The organism is Shewanella xiamenensis (assembly GCF_014647135.1).
In the GTDB taxonomy this organism is placed as follows: Bacteria; Pseudomonadota; Gammaproteobacteria; order Enterobacterales; family Shewanellaceae; genus Shewanella; species Shewanella xiamenensis.
Genome location: NZ_BMOP01000020.1, coordinates 1 through 16,967 on the forward strand (window position 1 = coordinate 1; position 16,967 = coordinate 16,967).

General features: G+C 45.7%; 14 protein-coding genes. 9 read left to right on the plus strand and 5 right to left on the minus strand.

Translation table 11 applies throughout. From position 1 onward, the window contains the following. Window positions 1–241: 241 nt before the first annotated feature. The gene (cspE, locus tag IEY09_RS15305; RefSeq protein WP_011071803.1) at window positions 242–451 is read right to left on the minus strand and encodes a transcription antiterminator/RNA stability regulator CspE; all 210 of its coding nucleotides are present in this window, start codon (window positions 449–451) and stop codon (window positions 242–244) included. A gap of 526 nt (window positions 452–977) precedes the next feature. On the opposite strand from cspE, the gene IEY09_RS15310 reads away from it, so the two are divergent. The 9 genes from IEY09_RS15310 to IEY09_RS15350 all read left to right on the plus strand — a co-directional run bounded on the left by IEY09_RS15310 (window position 978) and on the right by IEY09_RS15350 (window position 11,783). Beyond that, entirely contained in the window at window positions 978–2,801 is a 1,824-nt protein-coding gene (locus IEY09_RS15310; protein ID WP_047534669.1) for a DUF885 domain-containing protein, read from the plus strand. Between the two features lie 191 nt (window positions 2,802–2,992). Then, a complete protein-coding gene (locus IEY09_RS15315; RefSeq protein WP_188871717.1) occupies window positions 2,993–6,268 on the plus strand; it encodes a DEAD/DEAH box helicase in 3,276 nt (1,091 codons plus the stop codon). A gap of 121 nt (window positions 6,269–6,389) precedes the next feature. Further along, on the plus strand, window positions 6,390–7,148 hold the full coding sequence (locus tag IEY09_RS15320; RefSeq protein ID WP_188871719.1) for a phosphatase: 759 nt from the start codon (window positions 6,390–6,392) through the stop codon (window positions 7,146–7,148). Window positions 7,149–7,165: 17 nt separating this feature from the next. After that, complete coding sequence (gene rfbD / locus IEY09_RS15325) at window positions 7,166–8,152, plus strand: dTDP-4-dehydrorhamnose reductase (protein ID WP_188871721.1); 987 nt, start codon at window positions 7,166–7,168, stop codon at window positions 8,150–8,152. 37 nt (window positions 8,153–8,189) lie between these two features. After that, the gene (locus tag IEY09_RS15330) at window positions 8,190–8,327 is read left to right on the plus strand and encodes a hypothetical protein (RefSeq protein WP_188871723.1); all 138 of its coding nucleotides are present in this window, start codon (window positions 8,190–8,192) and stop codon (window positions 8,325–8,327) included. 125 nt (window positions 8,328–8,452) lie between these two features. Continuing rightward, the gene (gene cysQ / locus IEY09_RS15335; RefSeq protein ID WP_188871725.1) at window positions 8,453–9,259 is read left to right on the plus strand and encodes a 3'(2'),5'-bisphosphate nucleotidase CysQ; all 807 of its coding nucleotides are present in this window, start codon (window positions 8,453–8,455) and stop codon (window positions 9,257–9,259) included. Window positions 9,260–9,321: 62 nt separating this feature from the next. After that, the gene (gene mak, locus IEY09_RS15340) at window positions 9,322–10,242 is read left to right on the plus strand and encodes a fructokinase (RefSeq protein WP_037416796.1); all 921 of its coding nucleotides are present in this window, start codon (window positions 9,322–9,324) and stop codon (window positions 10,240–10,242) included. Window positions 10,243–10,348: 106 nt separating this feature from the next. Then, entirely contained in the window at window positions 10,349–11,083 is a 735-nt protein-coding gene (locus IEY09_RS15345) for a YdcF family protein (RefSeq protein ID WP_229777962.1), read from the plus strand. Between the two features lie 4 nt (window positions 11,084–11,087). Then, entirely contained in the window at window positions 11,088–11,783 is a 696-nt protein-coding gene (locus IEY09_RS15350; protein ID WP_037416799.1) for a DUF2982 domain-containing protein, read from the plus strand. A gap of 92 nt (window positions 11,784–11,875) precedes the next feature. On the opposite strand, the gene IEY09_RS15355 is transcribed toward IEY09_RS15350, so the two are convergent. The 4 genes from IEY09_RS15355 to napF form a co-directional block, all read right to left on the minus strand. Continuing rightward, window positions 11,876–14,173, minus strand: coding sequence for an OmcA/MtrC family decaheme c-type cytochrome (locus tag IEY09_RS15355; RefSeq protein WP_099457832.1), 2,298 nt, complete (start codon window positions 14,171–14,173; stop codon window positions 11,876–11,878). Between the two features lie 421 nt (window positions 14,174–14,594). Further along, window positions 14,595–15,584, minus strand: a complete 990-nt coding sequence (locus IEY09_RS15360; RefSeq protein ID WP_037430852.1) for a LysR family transcriptional regulator — start codon at window positions 15,582–15,584, stop codon at window positions 14,595–14,597. Window positions 15,585–15,975: 391 nt separating this feature from the next. Then, complete coding sequence (locus IEY09_RS15365; protein ID WP_047539190.1) at window positions 15,976–16,401, minus strand: bactofilin family protein; 426 nt, start codon at window positions 16,399–16,401, stop codon at window positions 15,976–15,978. 74 nt (window positions 16,402–16,475) lie between these two features. Continuing rightward, window positions 16,476–16,961: a ferredoxin-type protein NapF gene (gene napF / locus IEY09_RS15370; protein ID WP_037416811.1), complete on the minus strand. Its 486-nt coding sequence runs from the start codon at window positions 16,959–16,961 to the stop codon at window positions 16,476–16,478. Window positions 16,962–16,967: the final 6 nt, after the last annotated feature.

The window sequence follows — 16,967 nt, forward strand, 5'->3', positions numbered from 1 at the left end:
ACAAAGTGGTGGTAAGATGGCCATTCTCAGTCCTCGGCGAGTGGTGGGTTTGTTTGGCGATAGATCAGATCGCTCAAACAGGACTGAGTTCCCTTCCTTTGATCTACTATTTGGAACAGCTATTTAGTTGGTTTAATGAGAACATCAATCAATAGGATAAAACTCACCAATAAAAATGCCGACACTGAGTCGGCATTTTGTCTGTAAACTAGTTGTTAATTAATCCCTTGCGGGAAGTTAATTACAGAACAACAACGTTCGCAGCTTGAGGACCTTTTTGGCCTTGTTCGACTTCGTAAGAAACCTTTTGACCTTCAGCAAGGGTTTTAAAGCCATCAGATACGATTGCGCGGAAGTGAACGAATGCGTCAGCGCCACCGTTATCAGGGGAAATAAAACCAAAACCTTTGTCTTCGTTAAACCATTTTACTACACCAGTAGTTTTAGACATGAATGTCTCCAAAATTTTCAAAAAAATAATTCGCAACAATGCGTGAAATTAGCCAGAAATAGAATTATTTACATTGATGATAAGTTATGAGTGGAAAGCTTCATGACAGCAAACAAATACCGGGTGCAGCGAAGGTTTTCAAATACATAATATTGCTTATAAATAGGTCTGACTCACAGGCCAGGACGCAGAATAGCATACTCCCACTTTTTGTATAGCTTTATTTTTAACTAGGGCATATCTATTAGGGGTTTTTAGTTCGAATATTTGATGGGGATGATTTTTTATTGTTTTTATTCATATGGATAGTGTTTTATTGTGTCACTGAAGCCAGATTGAAATAATTATTCCTGTAAGTTTACTCGCACTATAAAAAGTGGTGCTAAACATTTAGAAGGTGGCTTATTTATTTGTCACGTTTCGTTACGTTATTAAATTGTTGCTCATTTGTGGTAGTGGTATTGTTTTCCGTATTGGGAAGTTTTCCCATCGAACTTTGACAATAATGACCTGTGGAGCATCAATATTGAAAACAGTATTAAAACGCATTGGGCTTGGCATTTTAGCCATATTGCTATTGTTGATGGCAGTTGCCGCCCATGAATGGTTTGCCAAAAAGCCATTTTTCTTTCGCGCATTTTTAGATAGAAGCGTCGTAAAAATGGCCTTTGAAAGTCCTGAGACGTTAACATCCTTAGGATTTTTAGAATCTGTTGGGATTACGGGGCATAACGCCCTGCTCGACGATGATAGCCCTGAAGCCATGGACAAAACCTTTACTCAAGTCCGTGCGTTAAGAGACACATTACTGAGTTACCAAGACGCTGATCTCGATGATAATCAGCGTATTTCGAAGGATATTGCATTGTATCTGGCGGATTTTGCCCTCGCGGCCGAACCCTATCGCTATCATAACTATCCGGTGAATCAGTTGTTTGGTGTGCAAAATGGTTACCCAAGCTTTATGCAGGCGCAGCATCAAATCCATTCGGTTGATGATGCTGAAAATTACCTCTCGCGCTTAATTGCGGTGAAGACTAAGTTTGGACAAACCTTAGAAGGGCTCAAACTTCGAGAAGCTAAGGGCATTATTCCGCCTAAGTTTGTGATTGAGCGGGTGCTTACTGAAATGAATGACTTTATCAGTGCGCCAGTTGAAGACAATATTCTCTACAGCTCCTTTAAAACCAAATTAGCAGAAACTCAGATTAGCAGCGATGAACAGGCGCGTTTGCTTGCCACCGCAAAAACCAATATTGAAGCTTACGTGCAGCCAGCGTATCGACTCTTCATTGATTATTTTACTGAGTTACAGACTAAAGCAGGCACGGATGATGGTTATTGGGCTTTGCCTAATGGGAATGTCGCCTATGAACAGCTGTTGAAGTTCTTTACTACGACAAATTACACCGCCGATGAGATCCATGCTAAAGGATTGGCCGAGGTGAGCCGTATCCAAGGTGAAATCATGACCATCTTGTCAGCACAAGGTTACGATACAAGCCAAGGATTTTCGGTAGCGATTGAGGCCTTGGCCGCCGATCCTAAATTTTACTATGAAGACACCGATGCTGGCAGAGCGCAGATCCTAGTGGATTATCAAAAAATCCTCGACGAGATCAATGCTGGACTCGACAACGCATTTCGTATCCGTCCAAAGGCGGGAATGGAAGTGGTGCGTATTCCTGAATTTAAAGAGAAAACGGCTCCTGGCGCTTATTATCAGCAACCGGCGATTGACGGCAGCCGCCCAGGACGTTTTTATGCCAACCTCTTTGATATCAAAGCAACACCTAAATACGGTATGCGTACCTTAGCCTACCATGAGGGGATCCCCGGACATCATTTTCAGGTTGCAGTTGCAATGGAACTTGAAGGGCAACCACTTATTCGTAAGATGGCACCTTTTACCGCTTATATTGAAGGCTGGGCACTTTATAGTGAGCGTTTAGCTTGGGAACTCGGTTTCCAACAAGATCCCTTCGATAATATTGGTCGCTTGCAGGCGGAGTTGTTTAGAGCTGTGCGCCTTGTTGTTGATACAGGTATTCACCATAGTCGTTGGACGCGGGAACAAGCCATTGACTATATGAAGAAAAATACTGGAATGTCAGATCGCGATGTGACCGCTGAAATTGAGCGTTATATTGTGATGCCCGGCCAAGCGACAGCCTATAAGGTGGGGATGATGAAGATCCTCGAACTGCGGGAAAAGGCGAAACAAGCTCTTGGGGACAAATTTGATTTGCGCGATTTTCACGATGTGCTGCTTAAAAATGGCGCTGTTCCCTTAGATATTTTAGAAAAATTGGTTGACCGTTATATTGCTGATAAGCGTCGTCAAGCCTAAGTTGAGGTTACTTTAGTTGGCACATCCCCGCAGGAATGGTCTGCGGGGATATATCCCGCTCACGTAAGTGATTCGTCTTCTGGCTTTCCCCATCCGGTTTCAATACAATTCCCCCTTACACGTTGATAAATGCCTTTGACAATCGTGGTTTATTGTCCGTAAAGGTATTTTTGAGTTTCAAGGTTTTGCTGATGAATCGCTTCCCCCCCCAAGAGCCCATTCAATTGACTCAAACGGCAATTGAGTCCTTATTCACGCCGCCGACCTTGATGCGTGCCCGTGATTATGTAATGCAGGGGAAGGTGTTAAGCGCAAAAGCCAATGCCGATTTTCGCCATATTGAAGGCTCGGTAGCGGGCAGTGAAACCTCGCCCTATCGTCAGGATATACGTTTAGTCAGCGTCAATCATAAGCTCATCATGAACGGTTTTTGCTCCTGTCCCGCCACGGGACATTGCAAGCATATGGCTGCGGTACTGTATAGCTTGCTCACCGATAAAACGGTTGAGGATCAACGCATCGCCCAATGGTTACATCTACTCGATGATGCCGATGATCCTCGTTTGAATGATGTTGAGTCCCTCTACGATGATCGGGTGCTGTATATCCTCTCAAAGGACGATAATGGGGTGTTTATCGAGCTTAGGCGCGGCAAGCTTGGCAAGAAGGGCGGTTATAACAAGGGTTCCAAAATTGCACTCTCGGATGTGCAATATTATATGCCTGCATGGATTGGTGCCGAGGATGTGCTGATCATCAATCTGATAATGTCTACGAGGCGCCATGGTGCATCGCGGCTCTATCTTAAGGCGCAGTTAGGTGCGGTTGCGCTTGAGAAAATGCTCGCGACCGAACGTTGTTTTTGGGAGGAAAGTCGCCTCGCATTGACCGCGGGCGATGCCATTACGCCACAGTTTATTTGGCAAGATATTGATAGTGAACACAAGCAAATGCGCCTTGTTTTGCCCAAGCGAGATAATTGGGAGCTTGTGCCAACCGAGCCTGCGTATTATATCGAACTCGATTACTTTCAAATTGGTCTTATCGACACCGATATCAGTATTGAAAAATTGCGCCTACTCAGCCAAATGCCACCCGTGCCTCGCACGCAGGTTGAGGTGGTGAGTCATAAACTGATTAAACATTTTTCAGCGCGCACAGTGCCGCTACCAAGTGCCATCAATTTTGTCGAACTACGGGATAAACTTCGGGTTCGGTTGAGCCTAAATATGCTTTCGGCGGCATCGACTCATGCCAATGCTACTCTACCTAATACGACCCAACTCAAGACAACAACGCCACATATTCAAGCTGTTGATATCAATCAGCCCTATGTGACCTTGGCATTTATCTACGGTGATGTCGTTTTGAGTGGTAATGCAGCTAAAGAAGCCTTAACCCTTGTGACCCAAGGCGGAACGACCTATCAAATTAACCGTGCGTTGGACGAAGAGCAAGCGGCGGTTGAGGCTCTGCAAACGCTTGGATTTACTCGTTTTGTATTTGATCTTAGCAGTTTAGCCTGCCACTGGCGCTTAGGTGTGTTGCCCGAGGCGATTAAGGAGTGGTTGCAATTTATCGAGGAAGACGTGCCAAGATTACAAGCCCAAGGTATTGAGGTGTTATTGGCGCCCGAGTTTAGCCTTAAGGTAGTCGACACGCCGTTAACCGTTGAGCTGGATGACAGTAAAGAGGGCTGGTTTTCCCTGTCTTTGCATGCGGATATCAATGGGCAGCGGTTACCCATGTTGCCGCTGGTGGCCACTTGGCTTAAACAACATGGTGAGCCCGCCGATGATGCAGAGCTATTGCTACCTAGCCCAAACGGTGACTGGCTTAAAATTAAAGCCAGTGTTATTAAGCCCTTGATGAGCATTATTTTAGAGCTGTTTGAACAGCACCGCGGCAACAGTATCGCCTTACCTAAATATCGGGCACATTTACTCAATGAGTTAGCCCAGAGTGATATCAGCTTGCTCAATGGTGAGCGGGTGCGCCAACTTGCGGCCAAATTAGAACAATTTACTGGTGTTGTTGCGGTTACTGCGCCAATCCAATTACAGGCAGAGCTGCGTCCCTATCAGCAACAGGGCTTAAATTGGTTATGTTTTTTAAAGGAATATCAGCTAGGTGGCATTTTAGCCGACGATATGGGATTGGGTAAAACCATTCAAACTTTGGCATTCCTGTTGAAGCAAAAACAGCTTAAGTCAGCGGCTGGCCCTCATCTACCCAGTTTAATTATTTGCCCCACCAGTCTGGTCGGAAACTGGGCAAAGGAGGCGGCAAAATTTGCGCCTTCGTTAACACTGGCGGTGATCCATGGCGCACAGCGCGGGCCGCTTTTGGCACGGTTAAGTGAGTTTGATGTGGTTGTTACTACCTATCCGTTAATGGTGAGGGATAACGATTTTTACCAGGCACAACCTTTTGAGCACATAGTGCTTGATGAAGCACAGCAGATTAAAAATGCTCAAGCTAAAGTCAGTCAGATGATTAAAGCGCTGCAGGCGCCTTTTAAACTCTGCCTTACGGGGACGCCCCTTGAAAATCATTTAGGTGAACTCAAATCCTTAATGGATTTTTGTTTGCCAGGACTCCTTGGGACAACGGCTTATTTTAATAAGGCATTTCGTTATCGGATTGAGCGTTACGGCGATAGCGAGCAGGCAAAAGTGTTGAGTCAACGCATTGCGCCCTTTGTGCTCAGACGAACGAAGGCGGAGGTAGTGACTGAACTTCCGCCTAAAACCGAAATTTATCAAACCCTTGAGCTTGAGAAAGATCAACGCAATCTGTACGAGAGTATTCGCTTAAGTATGGAGAAAAAAATTCGAGAATTGTTTGCAAGCCAAGGCGTGGCGGGCAGCCATATCGAGTTTTTAGATGCCTTGCTCAAATTGCGCCAAGCCTGCTGCGATCCGCGATTAGTAAAACTCGAACAGGCACAAAAAGTTAAAAATAACGCCAAGCTTAACTGGCTTAGCCAAAACTTGCCGGAAATGGTGCAGGAAGGACGCAAAATTTTAATCTTCAGCCAATTTACTAGCATGCTGATTTTGATTGAAGAATTGCTGCAATCCTTAGAGATCGACTACAGCAAACTGACAGGGCAAACTCGGCTACGTCAGGTGCAGATTGATCAATTCCAAGAAGGCGATACGCCAGTGTTTTTAATTAGCTTAAAGGCGGGCGGAACTGGGCTTAATTTGACCGCTGCCGATACGGTTATCCATTACGATCCTTGGTGGAATCCTGCGGCCGAAAGGCAAGCCACTGATAGAGCACACCGTATTGGCCAAGAAAATCCGGTGTTTGTCTATAAGCTTATCGCCGAGGGGACGGTGGAAGAAAAAATCCAAGAGATGCAGCAGCATAAACAAGGTTTAGCCGATAGTATTCTTGAAGGTAAGGGCAGTGGCGCATGGCAAGGTAGTGCCGATGAACTGCTCTCTTTATTCCACTAAGGCATTGTTGCATATCACTGCCTGTGGTCGTTGACTTGGCGACTCTTGTACAAGCAGAGCGGTAACAGATTGATGCTTAAAAATTCTTTTTAAAATGCGAGTTAAAAGACAGAGGTGACCCATGCAGTACCCAGTCGATACCCATACCCATACCGTGGCATCCTCCCATGCCTATAGCACTATCCATGATTATCTTGCGGTGGCAAAACAAAAGGGGCTCCGCCTGTTTGCGACGACAGATCATGGCCCGGCCATGGCGGATGCGCCGCATTTTTGGCATTTTGTGAATTTACGGGTATTGCCGCGCATGGTCGATGGCGTCGGCATTTTACGCGGCATTGAAGCCAATATTAAAAATCGCGACGGTGAAATCGATTACTTTGGCGATTATCTGTCGCAGCTCGATATCGTCTTGGCTGGATTCCATGAACCCGTGTTTGCGCCCTCGGATAAGGCCACCCATACCGAGGCGATGATTAATACGATTAAAAGTGGCAAGGTCGATATTATTACTCACCCAGGAAACCCCGCATATCCCATTGATATTGAAGCAGTCGTCACTGCCGCAGCAGAATATGGTGTAGCACTTGAAATTAATAATTCCTCCTTTGAAGTGTCTCGCAAGGGCAGTGAAGCCAACTGCACCGCGATCGCTAAGGCGGCTAAAGCGTTAGGTGCAACCTTAGTCATGGGGTCTGATTCCCATGTGGCATTTAGCCTTGGTGGATTTGATCGCGCCTTAAGCATTATCGATGCGGTTGATTATCCAAAGGATAAGCTGCTTAATCGCTCGCCCATGGCGCTGTTAGACTTTTTGACTCTGCGTGGGCATCAAACTGTTGCTGATTTTATACCGCTCTTTCGCGATGAAGCAATTTGAGGCGCTTGAGTCAATCAATGCAGGATGTCACTCCCGCGCGACCAACAGTCCTCTTAACTGGCGCGCACAGCCAACTGGCGAAAGCATTAATCCGAACGCATCTCAATGGTGGATTCGCATTTAATCTCCATCCGCTTACGCATGCTGCCTTAGATATCAGCGATAAATACAGTGTGGCTGAGGTGTTTGCGCAGGTTAAGCCCGACTGGGTGATTAACTGCGCGGCCTATAATGCGGTCGATAAGGCTGAGACGGCGGTGGATGAGGCTTATCGCGTCAATAGCCACGGCCCAGAATTATTGGCAACCGAATGTGCGCTCACGGGCGCGCGGTTAGTACATATTTCCAGTGATTATGTTTTTAGCGGCCTGCTTGCGGGCGTTGAGGCCAATGCCTTAAGTGAAACGGTGACACCTTCGCCATTATCCGTTTATGGCAAGAGTAAGCTTGCCGGAGAGCAAGCGGTGCTGCGTATCTTGGGTGAGCGCGCGATTGTTATCCGTACCGCATGGCTTTACGGTGTCGATGGGCATAATTTTGTGAAAACCATGCTGAGGTTGATGGCCGCCACGCCTAATGCTCAGCCGCTCTCAGTGATAAACGATCAAATTGGCTCACCTACGTGGGTCGATACCCTCGCGTTGCTTATCTGGCAACTGATGCTAACGGGTGAGGCGGGGCTATTTCATTATTCAGGGCAGGGGCAATGCAGTTGGTATGAATTTGCCCTCGAAATTCAGCAGCAAGCGTTGGCTCTGAAGTTATTAAAGAAAGCCGTGCCCATCATTGCCATTGATAGCCTCAGCTATGCCGCCAAAGCGCTTGAGAAAGGCAATGTGCTGGCACAAAGGCCGACTTACAGCGCGCTTAATAGCGATAAACTGCGACAGACGCTGGATAAGCACCATCTTGCCGCTATGCAATGTCCTGAAGTTTGGCAGGATTGGCGAATGCAACTTAACTGCATGCTTAATGCTTTTATAACACAAGGCGAAAAATCCTAAACTGATGCCGTTTTTGTTACCGGTAAAGGCAAGTCGAATGCCTTTACCGGTATTCCAATCCTATGTGGTTTATTTTCAAGGCGGTGAATACGAATGCAGCCTAGGGAATGACTCTTTTCAGCGTATCTTGCTTGCCTTAGACTCGACTTATTTAAAATTAAAGCCTGTTGCTTAGGACTTAAGCTTTGGTGTTTAAGCCCGCTTAGTCAATTTTGCTTGATGTATGACGAATTTGTTCTTAATTCTCAATGGCTGCCGATGGCATAATGCCGCAAAGCTGATTGAATAAAGGACGACTAAGTGACCGATAACACCACGATTGCGCTGCATTTTTCTAAAGCGGACTTGTTGCGGCTAGTGAATATAGCCCATGCGGCAGGTGATGCCATTATGGCGATTTACGCCCAAGAGCATATTGCTGTTACACAAAAGAGTGATGAGAGTCCTGTCACTGCTGCCGATCTTGCAGCCCATAGGGTGATTGTCACTCAATTAGCTGAGCAATTTGCGGGCATTGCTGTGATGTCAGAAGAAGCCGCCGATATTCCTTGGGATGAACGTGAGCAATGGCAGACCTACTGGCTTATCGATCCTTTAGATGGCACGAAGGAATTTATTAAGCGAAATGGTGAGTTTACCGTCAATATTGCGCTTATCCATCAAGGCGAAGCTATTGCAGGTGTGGTTTATGCTCCAGTGTTGAACACGACTTATTATGGGGCGAAACACTTAGGTGCATGGCGACAGGATGGACAGCAAGAACAGCCGCTTCAGGGCTGTAAGATGCCAAGACAGGTGCCGATAGTGGTGGGCAGTCGTTCGCACTTAAGCCCAGATGTGGCTGATTATTTGAACAATATTGGTCAACATGAAATGCTAAGCGTGGGAAGCTCGCTGAAGTTTTGTATGTTGGCAGAAGGTAAGGCCGATCTCTATCCAAGATTGGGGCCTACCAGCGAATGGGACACCGCGGCAGCGCAGGCGGTACTTGAAAGCGCAGGCGGAAAAGTCGTGTGTTATGACTCAGGTTTACCCTTAACCTACAATCAAAAACCTGACATATTAAACCCTTATTTTATTGCCACAGCGCCTGGCTGGGCAAAATAACGAGCAATCACAAGTGAGTCTGCGCGGACTCCTTGGCAGAACAATAGCGGAGAAGCTTATTCATGATACGCATGGGCATCGATTTAGGCGGCACAAAAATAGAACTCGTCGCCTTAAATGACGAAGGAAATGAGGTTTTTCGTAAGCGTATCAATACCCCTCGGGATTATCAGGGCACGCTTAACGCGATCGTCGATTTAGTTAATGAGGCTGAAGCGACCTTAGGTGAAAAAGGCTCTGTTGGCGTGGGGATCCCTGGAGTTATTTCTCCCTATTCAGGATTAGTCAAAAATGCCAACTCGACTTGGATCAACGGTCATCCCTTGGATGTGCATTTAGGGGAGCTGCTCGGCCGTGAAGTGCGGGTTGCTAACGATGCCAACTGTTTTGCGGTATCTGAAGCCGTCGATGGTGCTGCTGCGGGTAAATCTGTGGTGTTTGGAGTGATCATTGGCACGGGCTGCGGCGCGGGTGTGGCCATTAACGGTAAAGTGCATGCGGGTGGTAATGGCATTGGTGGCGAATGGGGCCATAATCCGCTGCCGTGGATGACCAAGGAGGAGTTTAATACTACCCGTTGTTTTTGCGGTAATCCTGATTGTATCGAAACCTTTATTTCGGGCACTGGCTTTGTTCGTGATTACAATGAGGCGCTCAGTCGCGCAGCAAGCGTCCAACGTGTGCCCGCTAAATCTGGTTCAGAGATCATGAGCTTAGTCGACGATGGAGATGAGATAGCTATATTGGCATTTGACCGCTATATGGATAGACTCGCGCGCTCACTGGCTCATGTGATTAATCTACTTGATCCTGATGCGATTGTGTTAGGGGGCGGCATGTCGAATGTTGAGGCTATTTACCCAAGATTACCTGCATTATTAAGCCATTATGTTGTAGGGCGCGAATGCCGAACACCGGTTGTACAGAATCTTTATGGTTGTTCTTCGGGCGTGCGCGGCGCCGCTTGGTTATGGGAAAAATAACCCAGTAACCTTAGTTTTCACTCGTGACAACGCATCGCCTCGGCGATGCGTTTTGCTTTCTTTTGATGTTATGATTGCGCTCCTTTGGATTATTGGGCGCTAGCGCATGTTTTGGATTAAGAAAGTTGTCTCTCAGGCAATTATGCCTGTTCCATTTATCCTGTTGTTATTGCTGCTATCTTTGTTTATTTGGCGCAAACCGCGGTTAGCAAAATGGGCGATTGGCGGTGCTTTTACCCTTCTACTGTTATTAAGCAGTCAATTTAGTGTCGATTATCTCGTGAAACCGCTTGAGACCCAATATCCCATTAATTCCACTCCCATTGCGGATACCTGTGTGGTGATGGTGCTGGGCTCTGCTCACTCGGATATTGAAGGTGCTACGGCGGTACAGTCCTTATCGGCTGTGGCATTGGCAAGATTAACGGAAGGGCTTCGGCAGCTTAAGTTAGGTCAAGATTGTAGTTTAGTCGTTAGTGGTTGGGGCGGCGAGCTAACCCAACATCCCCACGCTGAAGTGATGGCCAAGGCTGCGGTTGAACTTGGCATCGATGCGTTACGTATTATTGAATTTCCGCTCGCGCGCGACACCCTTGAAGAAGCGCACTATTTTAAAGAGCGCTTTGGCAATCAGCCTGTGCGATTAGTCACCTCGGCCTCCCATATGCCACGGGCGATGGCCATTTTTAGTGGTAAAGGATTAACCGCAAGTGCGGCGCCAACGGATTTTAGGGCCAGAGACGATTTTTATTGGCGTTTTACTGCGGATAACTTACTCGCCTCGCAACGTGCGCTACATGAATACATTGGCCGTTTATGGCTTTGGGTAAAACAGGAATAAAAATATGGCCTTAGAGTCTGATATTGTCTCGGTTCGTCCACTCTCTAAACGTAATGGTTTGACTTTAACTATTGTAGGTGCCTGTGCCTTTGTATTGGGCTTTGGCTTGTTTGTGATACTACCTGAGCTATTTGCAGTGGGCTTAGTGTTTTTCAGCTTGGGTGCAATTGCATTGATATTGGGCCTTGCAAAGGTTTTCGAGCCTGACACCACATTGACTATGGATGAGCAGGGGCTGACTTATTTTCATCGCCGTGGCAAAGTGTCGATAAACTGGGATAATATTCAGCGGGTTGACATTCCAAGGGTGACTCAGGGAGTTGATACTATTGAGCTTTCCTATATTGGTATTAAGCTAAAGCAGTTAAATCCGATACTCGATAATATTTCATTACGGCTTGCAGCGGGATTATTGACTGAGCAGCGACCATTACTTGTTACCGCCGCATCACAGCAAGAAGATTTAGCGACCTTAGAAACTTATCTTGGTGCTGAATTTAGCCCTTTGGTGGTTGATGGTGACAGATACCGCGGCGTATTGGCGATGTTTGGACATCGCTGCGTGATGCTCAACACTCACCTTGGCTATCATCTTTATATTCCCCATGACAGTTTAGATCGTGAGCCGCGGGAATTTATTAAACTGTTAAGGCAACGCATCGCGCAGAGTTCGACGCAAATCGATGCTACAACAAATTAACACTACTGATAAAAAAGGGGCCCCGATGGAGCCCCAATAAGTTGCAGAGAGGAAGTTTGGGTTGTGCAGGGGGCAACCCAAAGGTACTAGTACTAGTGTGCTACCTCTGCGTGTACCTTATCTATGCCATAAGTTTTACCTTCAGCATGGCAGGTCGCGCATGATTCTACTGGTAGGTTAGGATCAGTCACTGCATCCGCTTCTACAATCGCACCGTTACTTCTAAAGTGAGCTACTGCTGCTGCATCTGAGTGAGCGTGACAGCTGCGGCATGATTCAGCTACTGGGCTAATATAGTAGCTACCCACTTTGATAGAGCGTTTTTCAGAAGTCAAACCACCGTCAGTTGCAAACAGTTTAGCGCCGTCTTTATGACATGCAGAACATGCTGTTTCTGGTGATGGGTAACCGAGCAATTCACCTTTATCGTCACGGAAGATGCCTGTGATAGAGTCAAAGTTACCACTGTGGAAACGGTGGGCAACGGTGAATAGGTCTTTGTTGTTGAAGGTGACGTCTGGATTCACTACTTTGCTTCCATCAGCGCCTTTGTAAACAACCGTTTTGTGACCTGAAGCTCCCGTTGTATCGTTATGACAGTTCATACATTGAGTGAAGGTGTAAGTACCGTGTCTTGTTCCTTTAACATAGTCTAAGGTACCGTGACAGGCATTACATTTGGCTTCTTCAACAGTGATACGAGTTGGGTCAGACATACGAGCAGTGCTGACTGCGCTACCATCTAAGCTGAAGAATTTAACAGGAGAGCTGTTGCCAATAGGGTTAGTTGGCCCAAATTCAAGTCCTGTTGCATTACAGCTTGCTACTGCACCAGCCTTGATACAAACGTTAGCTTCTGAACTGACATACATAGTTCCAACTGCTTGTGCATCTGGAATATCTTTAACAAAAGTCAATACACCACCAGAAAGCGTACCGCTTGCAAGGTTTAAGCTGATAGGTGAAGGTTTAACATCTCGCCACGCATAAACAGTTCCATCGGTAGCAACATTACCCAGCAATAAACCGTTAGCAACTAACTTTCCAGTTGGATTAGTGGTCGCATTATAGGTTGCAAGGCTTGTTCCATCGGCAATGGGTGTACCATTGATGGTCACATTAGCCTTGATGGTTAATGTTTTCATACCTAAGGTGGCTGACGGTACAACTGCTGCACTTGTAAAGTCCACTTTAAATAAGTTGGCGTATTCAGCGCGTTTACCAACACTATGAACAGCTTCTGGTGTTAGGCTACCACTACCGTGACAAGATTTACATTGAGTGTCGTCGGCTTGAGCTAAACCAAATTCTGAGTGGTTTTCACCAGTTGCGAAGTTGACATTGATATGGCAACCCACGCAAGCCTTAGCGTAGATATTGGTGTTATAACTTGGTGCACCATCGTGACAGGATTTACATTCTTTCAAGTCAGATGGGAAACCAATTTCACCAAAGTATTCTTTGGCTTCACCAGACAGATACGCTGCATTATGTTCACCGGCATGGATACGGTGGATCATTGGAGCAAAATCAAAGACCCAACCTTCAGCAAGTTGTGCATCGCTGGGTACTAGATCTGGGTTATGGCAAGTTACGCAGTTTTTAACGTCTTGATAATTATGGTGAGCTTCGATCTTAGCGATATGGCCATCAGTTTCACCGTGACAGTTTTTACATGCTGCACTCGATACTGTGTCTTTGCCTGATGCGGCTAACTCGTCGGTCGCTGGGATAAAATCAACAGGTACTGAAAGTACTTTATCTGCTAAGGCAACGCCTTGGCTATTGGCGATATTGTATGCGCGTAAAAATACTCTGTGTACTGCATTAGGGTTATCATTTGGATTAATGATCGGTGCAGCACCATCGTAAGTCCAAGTGGCAGTGTATGTACCAGGGTTTGCTGTATCTTCAGTTAATTTACAAGCATTCTTAGTACCGTTAAGGCCGTTTAGAGTACAAGTTAATGAGCTACCCGCTTTGTTTGCCGTAGCATTGTTTTGCCATTGAATTGGCGCACCAGTGCCTGACGTATTGTCATTTGCCGTTAAAGAGTAGATCGCAATTTTATCGAGTCCCATAAAAGGAACATCTTTGCCTGCGCTCTTTCCGGTTAAGCTGAACTTAACACTGAAGCCTTCGCTGCTGGTGACTTTGATATCAGCTGGGCTAAGAGTAAATTTCAGATCGGTTATAGATTCTGCGGTTTTAGCAAAAGAACCAGCGGGTAACCCTGGTGTACCAGGCGTGCCCGGTGTTCCAGGGGTACCTGGTGTTCCGGGCGTGCCGGGTGCACCATCTTGCCCGTCTTCTCCGTCCCCGCAGGCGGTTAAACACAAGGCACTAGTGAGAGCTAGTGCCAGTAGAGATTTATTGTAGTTTTTCATCATCGCGTCCCTTTTTCTTTCTATAAGACTGCGTGTGCAGTGACTCTACTATAGGTCGAACAATCTACTTATAAAGGGGTATTTGCAAGTTTGTATCTGATATGTGAACAGTGATTTAACACACCAAAATGGAAATTCTAAAATGTGAAATTAAGTATTTCGCAAATTAGAATCTGACGGTAAAAGTGAGATGTGGATTGCAGAATGTTATTTTTGTTTTTAACAATTAGTTGAGATTAATTTTCAATTAATTTTACTTAAAGATACTAATGAAACATTTATCAAATGCTTTTTTACAGTGAAAAATAAAACAAAAACAACTATTGAGAATCATAGAGTACAGAGGGAGAATGCGCTGTATTTACTTAAATTTAACAATTGAAGCTTTTGTAAATAGTGGCACAAGCATCCATGCTTTTGGGGATTATTGACTGACTCGCGTATTGAAAGGCGTGAGGGCGGTTAATAATGAACTGACGACAAGTTCGCATTGTGTTTGACTGTAGCGTCGATGGCTTCGTGGCTTTTCTACGAGAAAATACTGTGGTGGCATAATCGTTTCATGTAGACGATGTAACTCTGCGATGGGAAGCGGCGCTAGTTTTAATCCCGGCATATGTTTTACGGTATGCATATCAATACTCGAACAAAATGCCACACTTTGCATGGTGAGAAGGTGGGCATACCATTCTTCCCGATCTGTGACTCTTTCAATCGAGGGTAACAACAGCCCTTGGCGCTGACAGAACAGTTCTAGTGGGTCAATTCTGCTGTTAAAGCCTTTCAGTTCAATACATAGAAATGAATAACGGCATATGTGCTCAAGGCTGATTTCAAGTTGGCTTTCCCAAAGGGAATGATGTTTCGAGGCAACGACATAGACATTTGAAATACAGCCTAAGCGTGTAACACTAAGCTCTTTGGATTCGGTCGGCTCTATTGTGATCCCAAAATCTAATTCACCTGCATGTATCAGTTCCGCACTATTGTCTTGCCACTTGTGTAGTCTTATTTGGCCTAATTCACTTATCACATCGGGTGAGCTGAGCTGTGGTGCTAAGAAACTTAATAATCCATTACTTGCGGCTATATGGAGCGGTAATTCAACGTGACTCGCTGCATTTTGCAGCTGCATTGCAGATTGTTCTAGGTGATAAACCGAATCGGTGAATTGGCAAATAGCGACATACAGACTTTCAGCAAGAGGTGTGGGTTTGAGCCCCTGTTGGCGCCGATAAAATAGTTCATCATTAAATGTTAACCGTAGCGCATTGAGACAGCGGCTAATTTTGGGAGCCGACACATTTAACGCTTTGGCGGCACTATTTGCATGTCCGTTATCAAAAATACTTTTAAATACAAGTAAGGTGAATACATCAAGTTCGCAGATTTGTTTTAGTAATTGATTGCTCATTTGGTCTCGCCTTGCGATGAGTCTGAGTCTGCAGTCACACAGTTTTGCCTAAGCATATCGATACCATTGATTAAGCAGCAAACCGTATGCACAAAATGCATTGTTGGTGGATTAGGTTAGCAGTTGTCGTACGGCTTAACTGTGATCTCAATCCTTGATTTAACAATTGTGTAACTAATAATGCTAGTCATTGGATTGTATGGTGTTTATTTAGGCGATTTTGGGCTGGAGGAGTAATCTAGCGAGCTCATCATCTTCATCAGAGTCGCTCGTAGTTGGTTGGTACAACGACACATCACTCGCGTGACGTAGGCTAGAATTTAGCGGCGCAAATAAAGGTTAATCTCTAAACGTCGACACACCCTCGCTCTTTTATGGGCTGAAATGTGGATTAGTCATTTTGACTCTGCGATAACAATACGTTTGTCGATGTTGCAGAGGGCAGGCTATGTGCGTGGATTGTCTGGTGATCTTCCTTAATCCTTAAACCAATAAACTGGCCGCCTTCATTGACTTGCATTGAAGTACAAGCAACATCACCGTCGACAATCCCATGTGCTTGGATGACTAAGCGCTCGCAAATTAATCGGCCTTTGAAATAACCATCAATAATTAATTCTCGACACTTTACCTCGCAGTGAAGACTTCCCGTTTGCTCAACAATCACATTCGCCTGTGACAGTATTTGACCTTGAACTTCACCACCAATCAACACATCGCCAGCAAATTCAATATTGCCAGTCAGCCTAGTGCCTTTAGCAATAAAACTGAGCGCGGGGGACGATTTGCGGGTAAACAGGAGATTTTTGCCAAACATGGTGATGAGAAACCTAATACATTGGGAATGAAATACTAACGTAAATACAGGGACAAGCCTAGGGCGCTCAATGGCTATTCTGCTTGCTTAATACTAATCGCTTGATTTGGGCACGGAGCGACACAGGCGCCACAACCCGTACATAGGCTTGTATCAATTTTCGGCATAGGCGCTTTGCCTACACTTAGGGTGAAACTGATGGCGCGGGGCTCACAAGCATCCTTACAACTTTGGCACCAAATACCTTGAAAGGTTAAGCAGTTATCTTGAATCTCCGCGATGTGTTGCCATGGCGTTTGGGTCAAATCAAACAACTTTTGCTCAGGACAGACAGTGGCGCATTGAGTACAAAAAGTGCATTCATTGTCCTTAAACGAGACTTCAGGAAAGCCGCCATCACCTTTGAAAATTATCTTAGTTTCACAGGCGGTGATACAGGCTGAGCAGCGAGTACAGATATCGGTAAATTCTACCCCCTCGCGCACCCAAGGCGGCCTAATCGCCAAGGACTTTCGGCGACTAAAAAGACTACGGCGACTGTGATTAATGCTTTCTGTCATAGGTGT

What these genes read in the sequence shown, in the direction of transcription:
- cspE (WP_011071803.1), bottom strand. Translation starts at nt 451, where the DNA reads ATGTCTAAAACTACTGGTGTAGTAAAATGGTTTAACGAAGACAAAGGT.
- IEY09_RS15315 (WP_188871717.1), top strand. Translation starts at nt 2,993, where the DNA reads ATGAATCGCTTCCCCCCCCAAGAGCCCATTCAATTGACTCAAACGGCA.
- IEY09_RS15320 (WP_188871719.1), top strand. Translation starts at nt 6,390, where the DNA reads ATGCAGTACCCAGTCGATACCCATACCCATACCGTGGCATCCTCCCAT.
- rfbD (WP_188871721.1), top strand. Translation starts at nt 7,166, where the DNA reads ATGCAGGATGTCACTCCCGCGCGACCAACAGTCCTCTTAACTGGCGCG.
- IEY09_RS15330 (WP_188871723.1), top strand. Translation starts at nt 8,190, where the DNA reads ATGCCTTTACCGGTATTCCAATCCTATGTGGTTTATTTTCAAGGCGGT.
- mak (WP_037416796.1), top strand. Translation starts at nt 9,322, where the DNA reads ATGATACGCATGGGCATCGATTTAGGCGGCACAAAAATAGAACTCGTC.
- IEY09_RS15345 (WP_229777962.1), top strand. Translation starts at nt 10,349, where the DNA reads ATGTTTTGGATTAAGAAAGTTGTCTCTCAGGCAATTATGCCTGTTCCA.
- IEY09_RS15350 (WP_037416799.1), top strand. Translation starts at nt 11,088, where the DNA reads ATGGCCTTAGAGTCTGATATTGTCTCGGTTCGTCCACTCTCTAAACGT.
- IEY09_RS15355 (WP_099457832.1), bottom strand. Translation starts at nt 14,173, where the DNA reads ATGATGAAAAACTACAATAAATCTCTACTGGCACTAGCTCTCACTAGT.
- IEY09_RS15360 (WP_037430852.1), bottom strand. Translation starts at nt 15,584, where the DNA reads ATGAGCAATCAATTACTAAAACAAATCTGCGAACTTGATGTATTCACC.
- IEY09_RS15365 (WP_047539190.1), bottom strand. Translation starts at nt 16,401, where the DNA reads ATGTTTGGCAAAAATCTCCTGTTTACCCGCAAATCGTCCCCCGCGCTC.
- napF (WP_037416811.1), bottom strand. Translation starts at nt 16,961, where the DNA reads ATGACAGAAAGCATTAATCACAGTCGCCGTAGTCTTTTTAGTCGCCGA.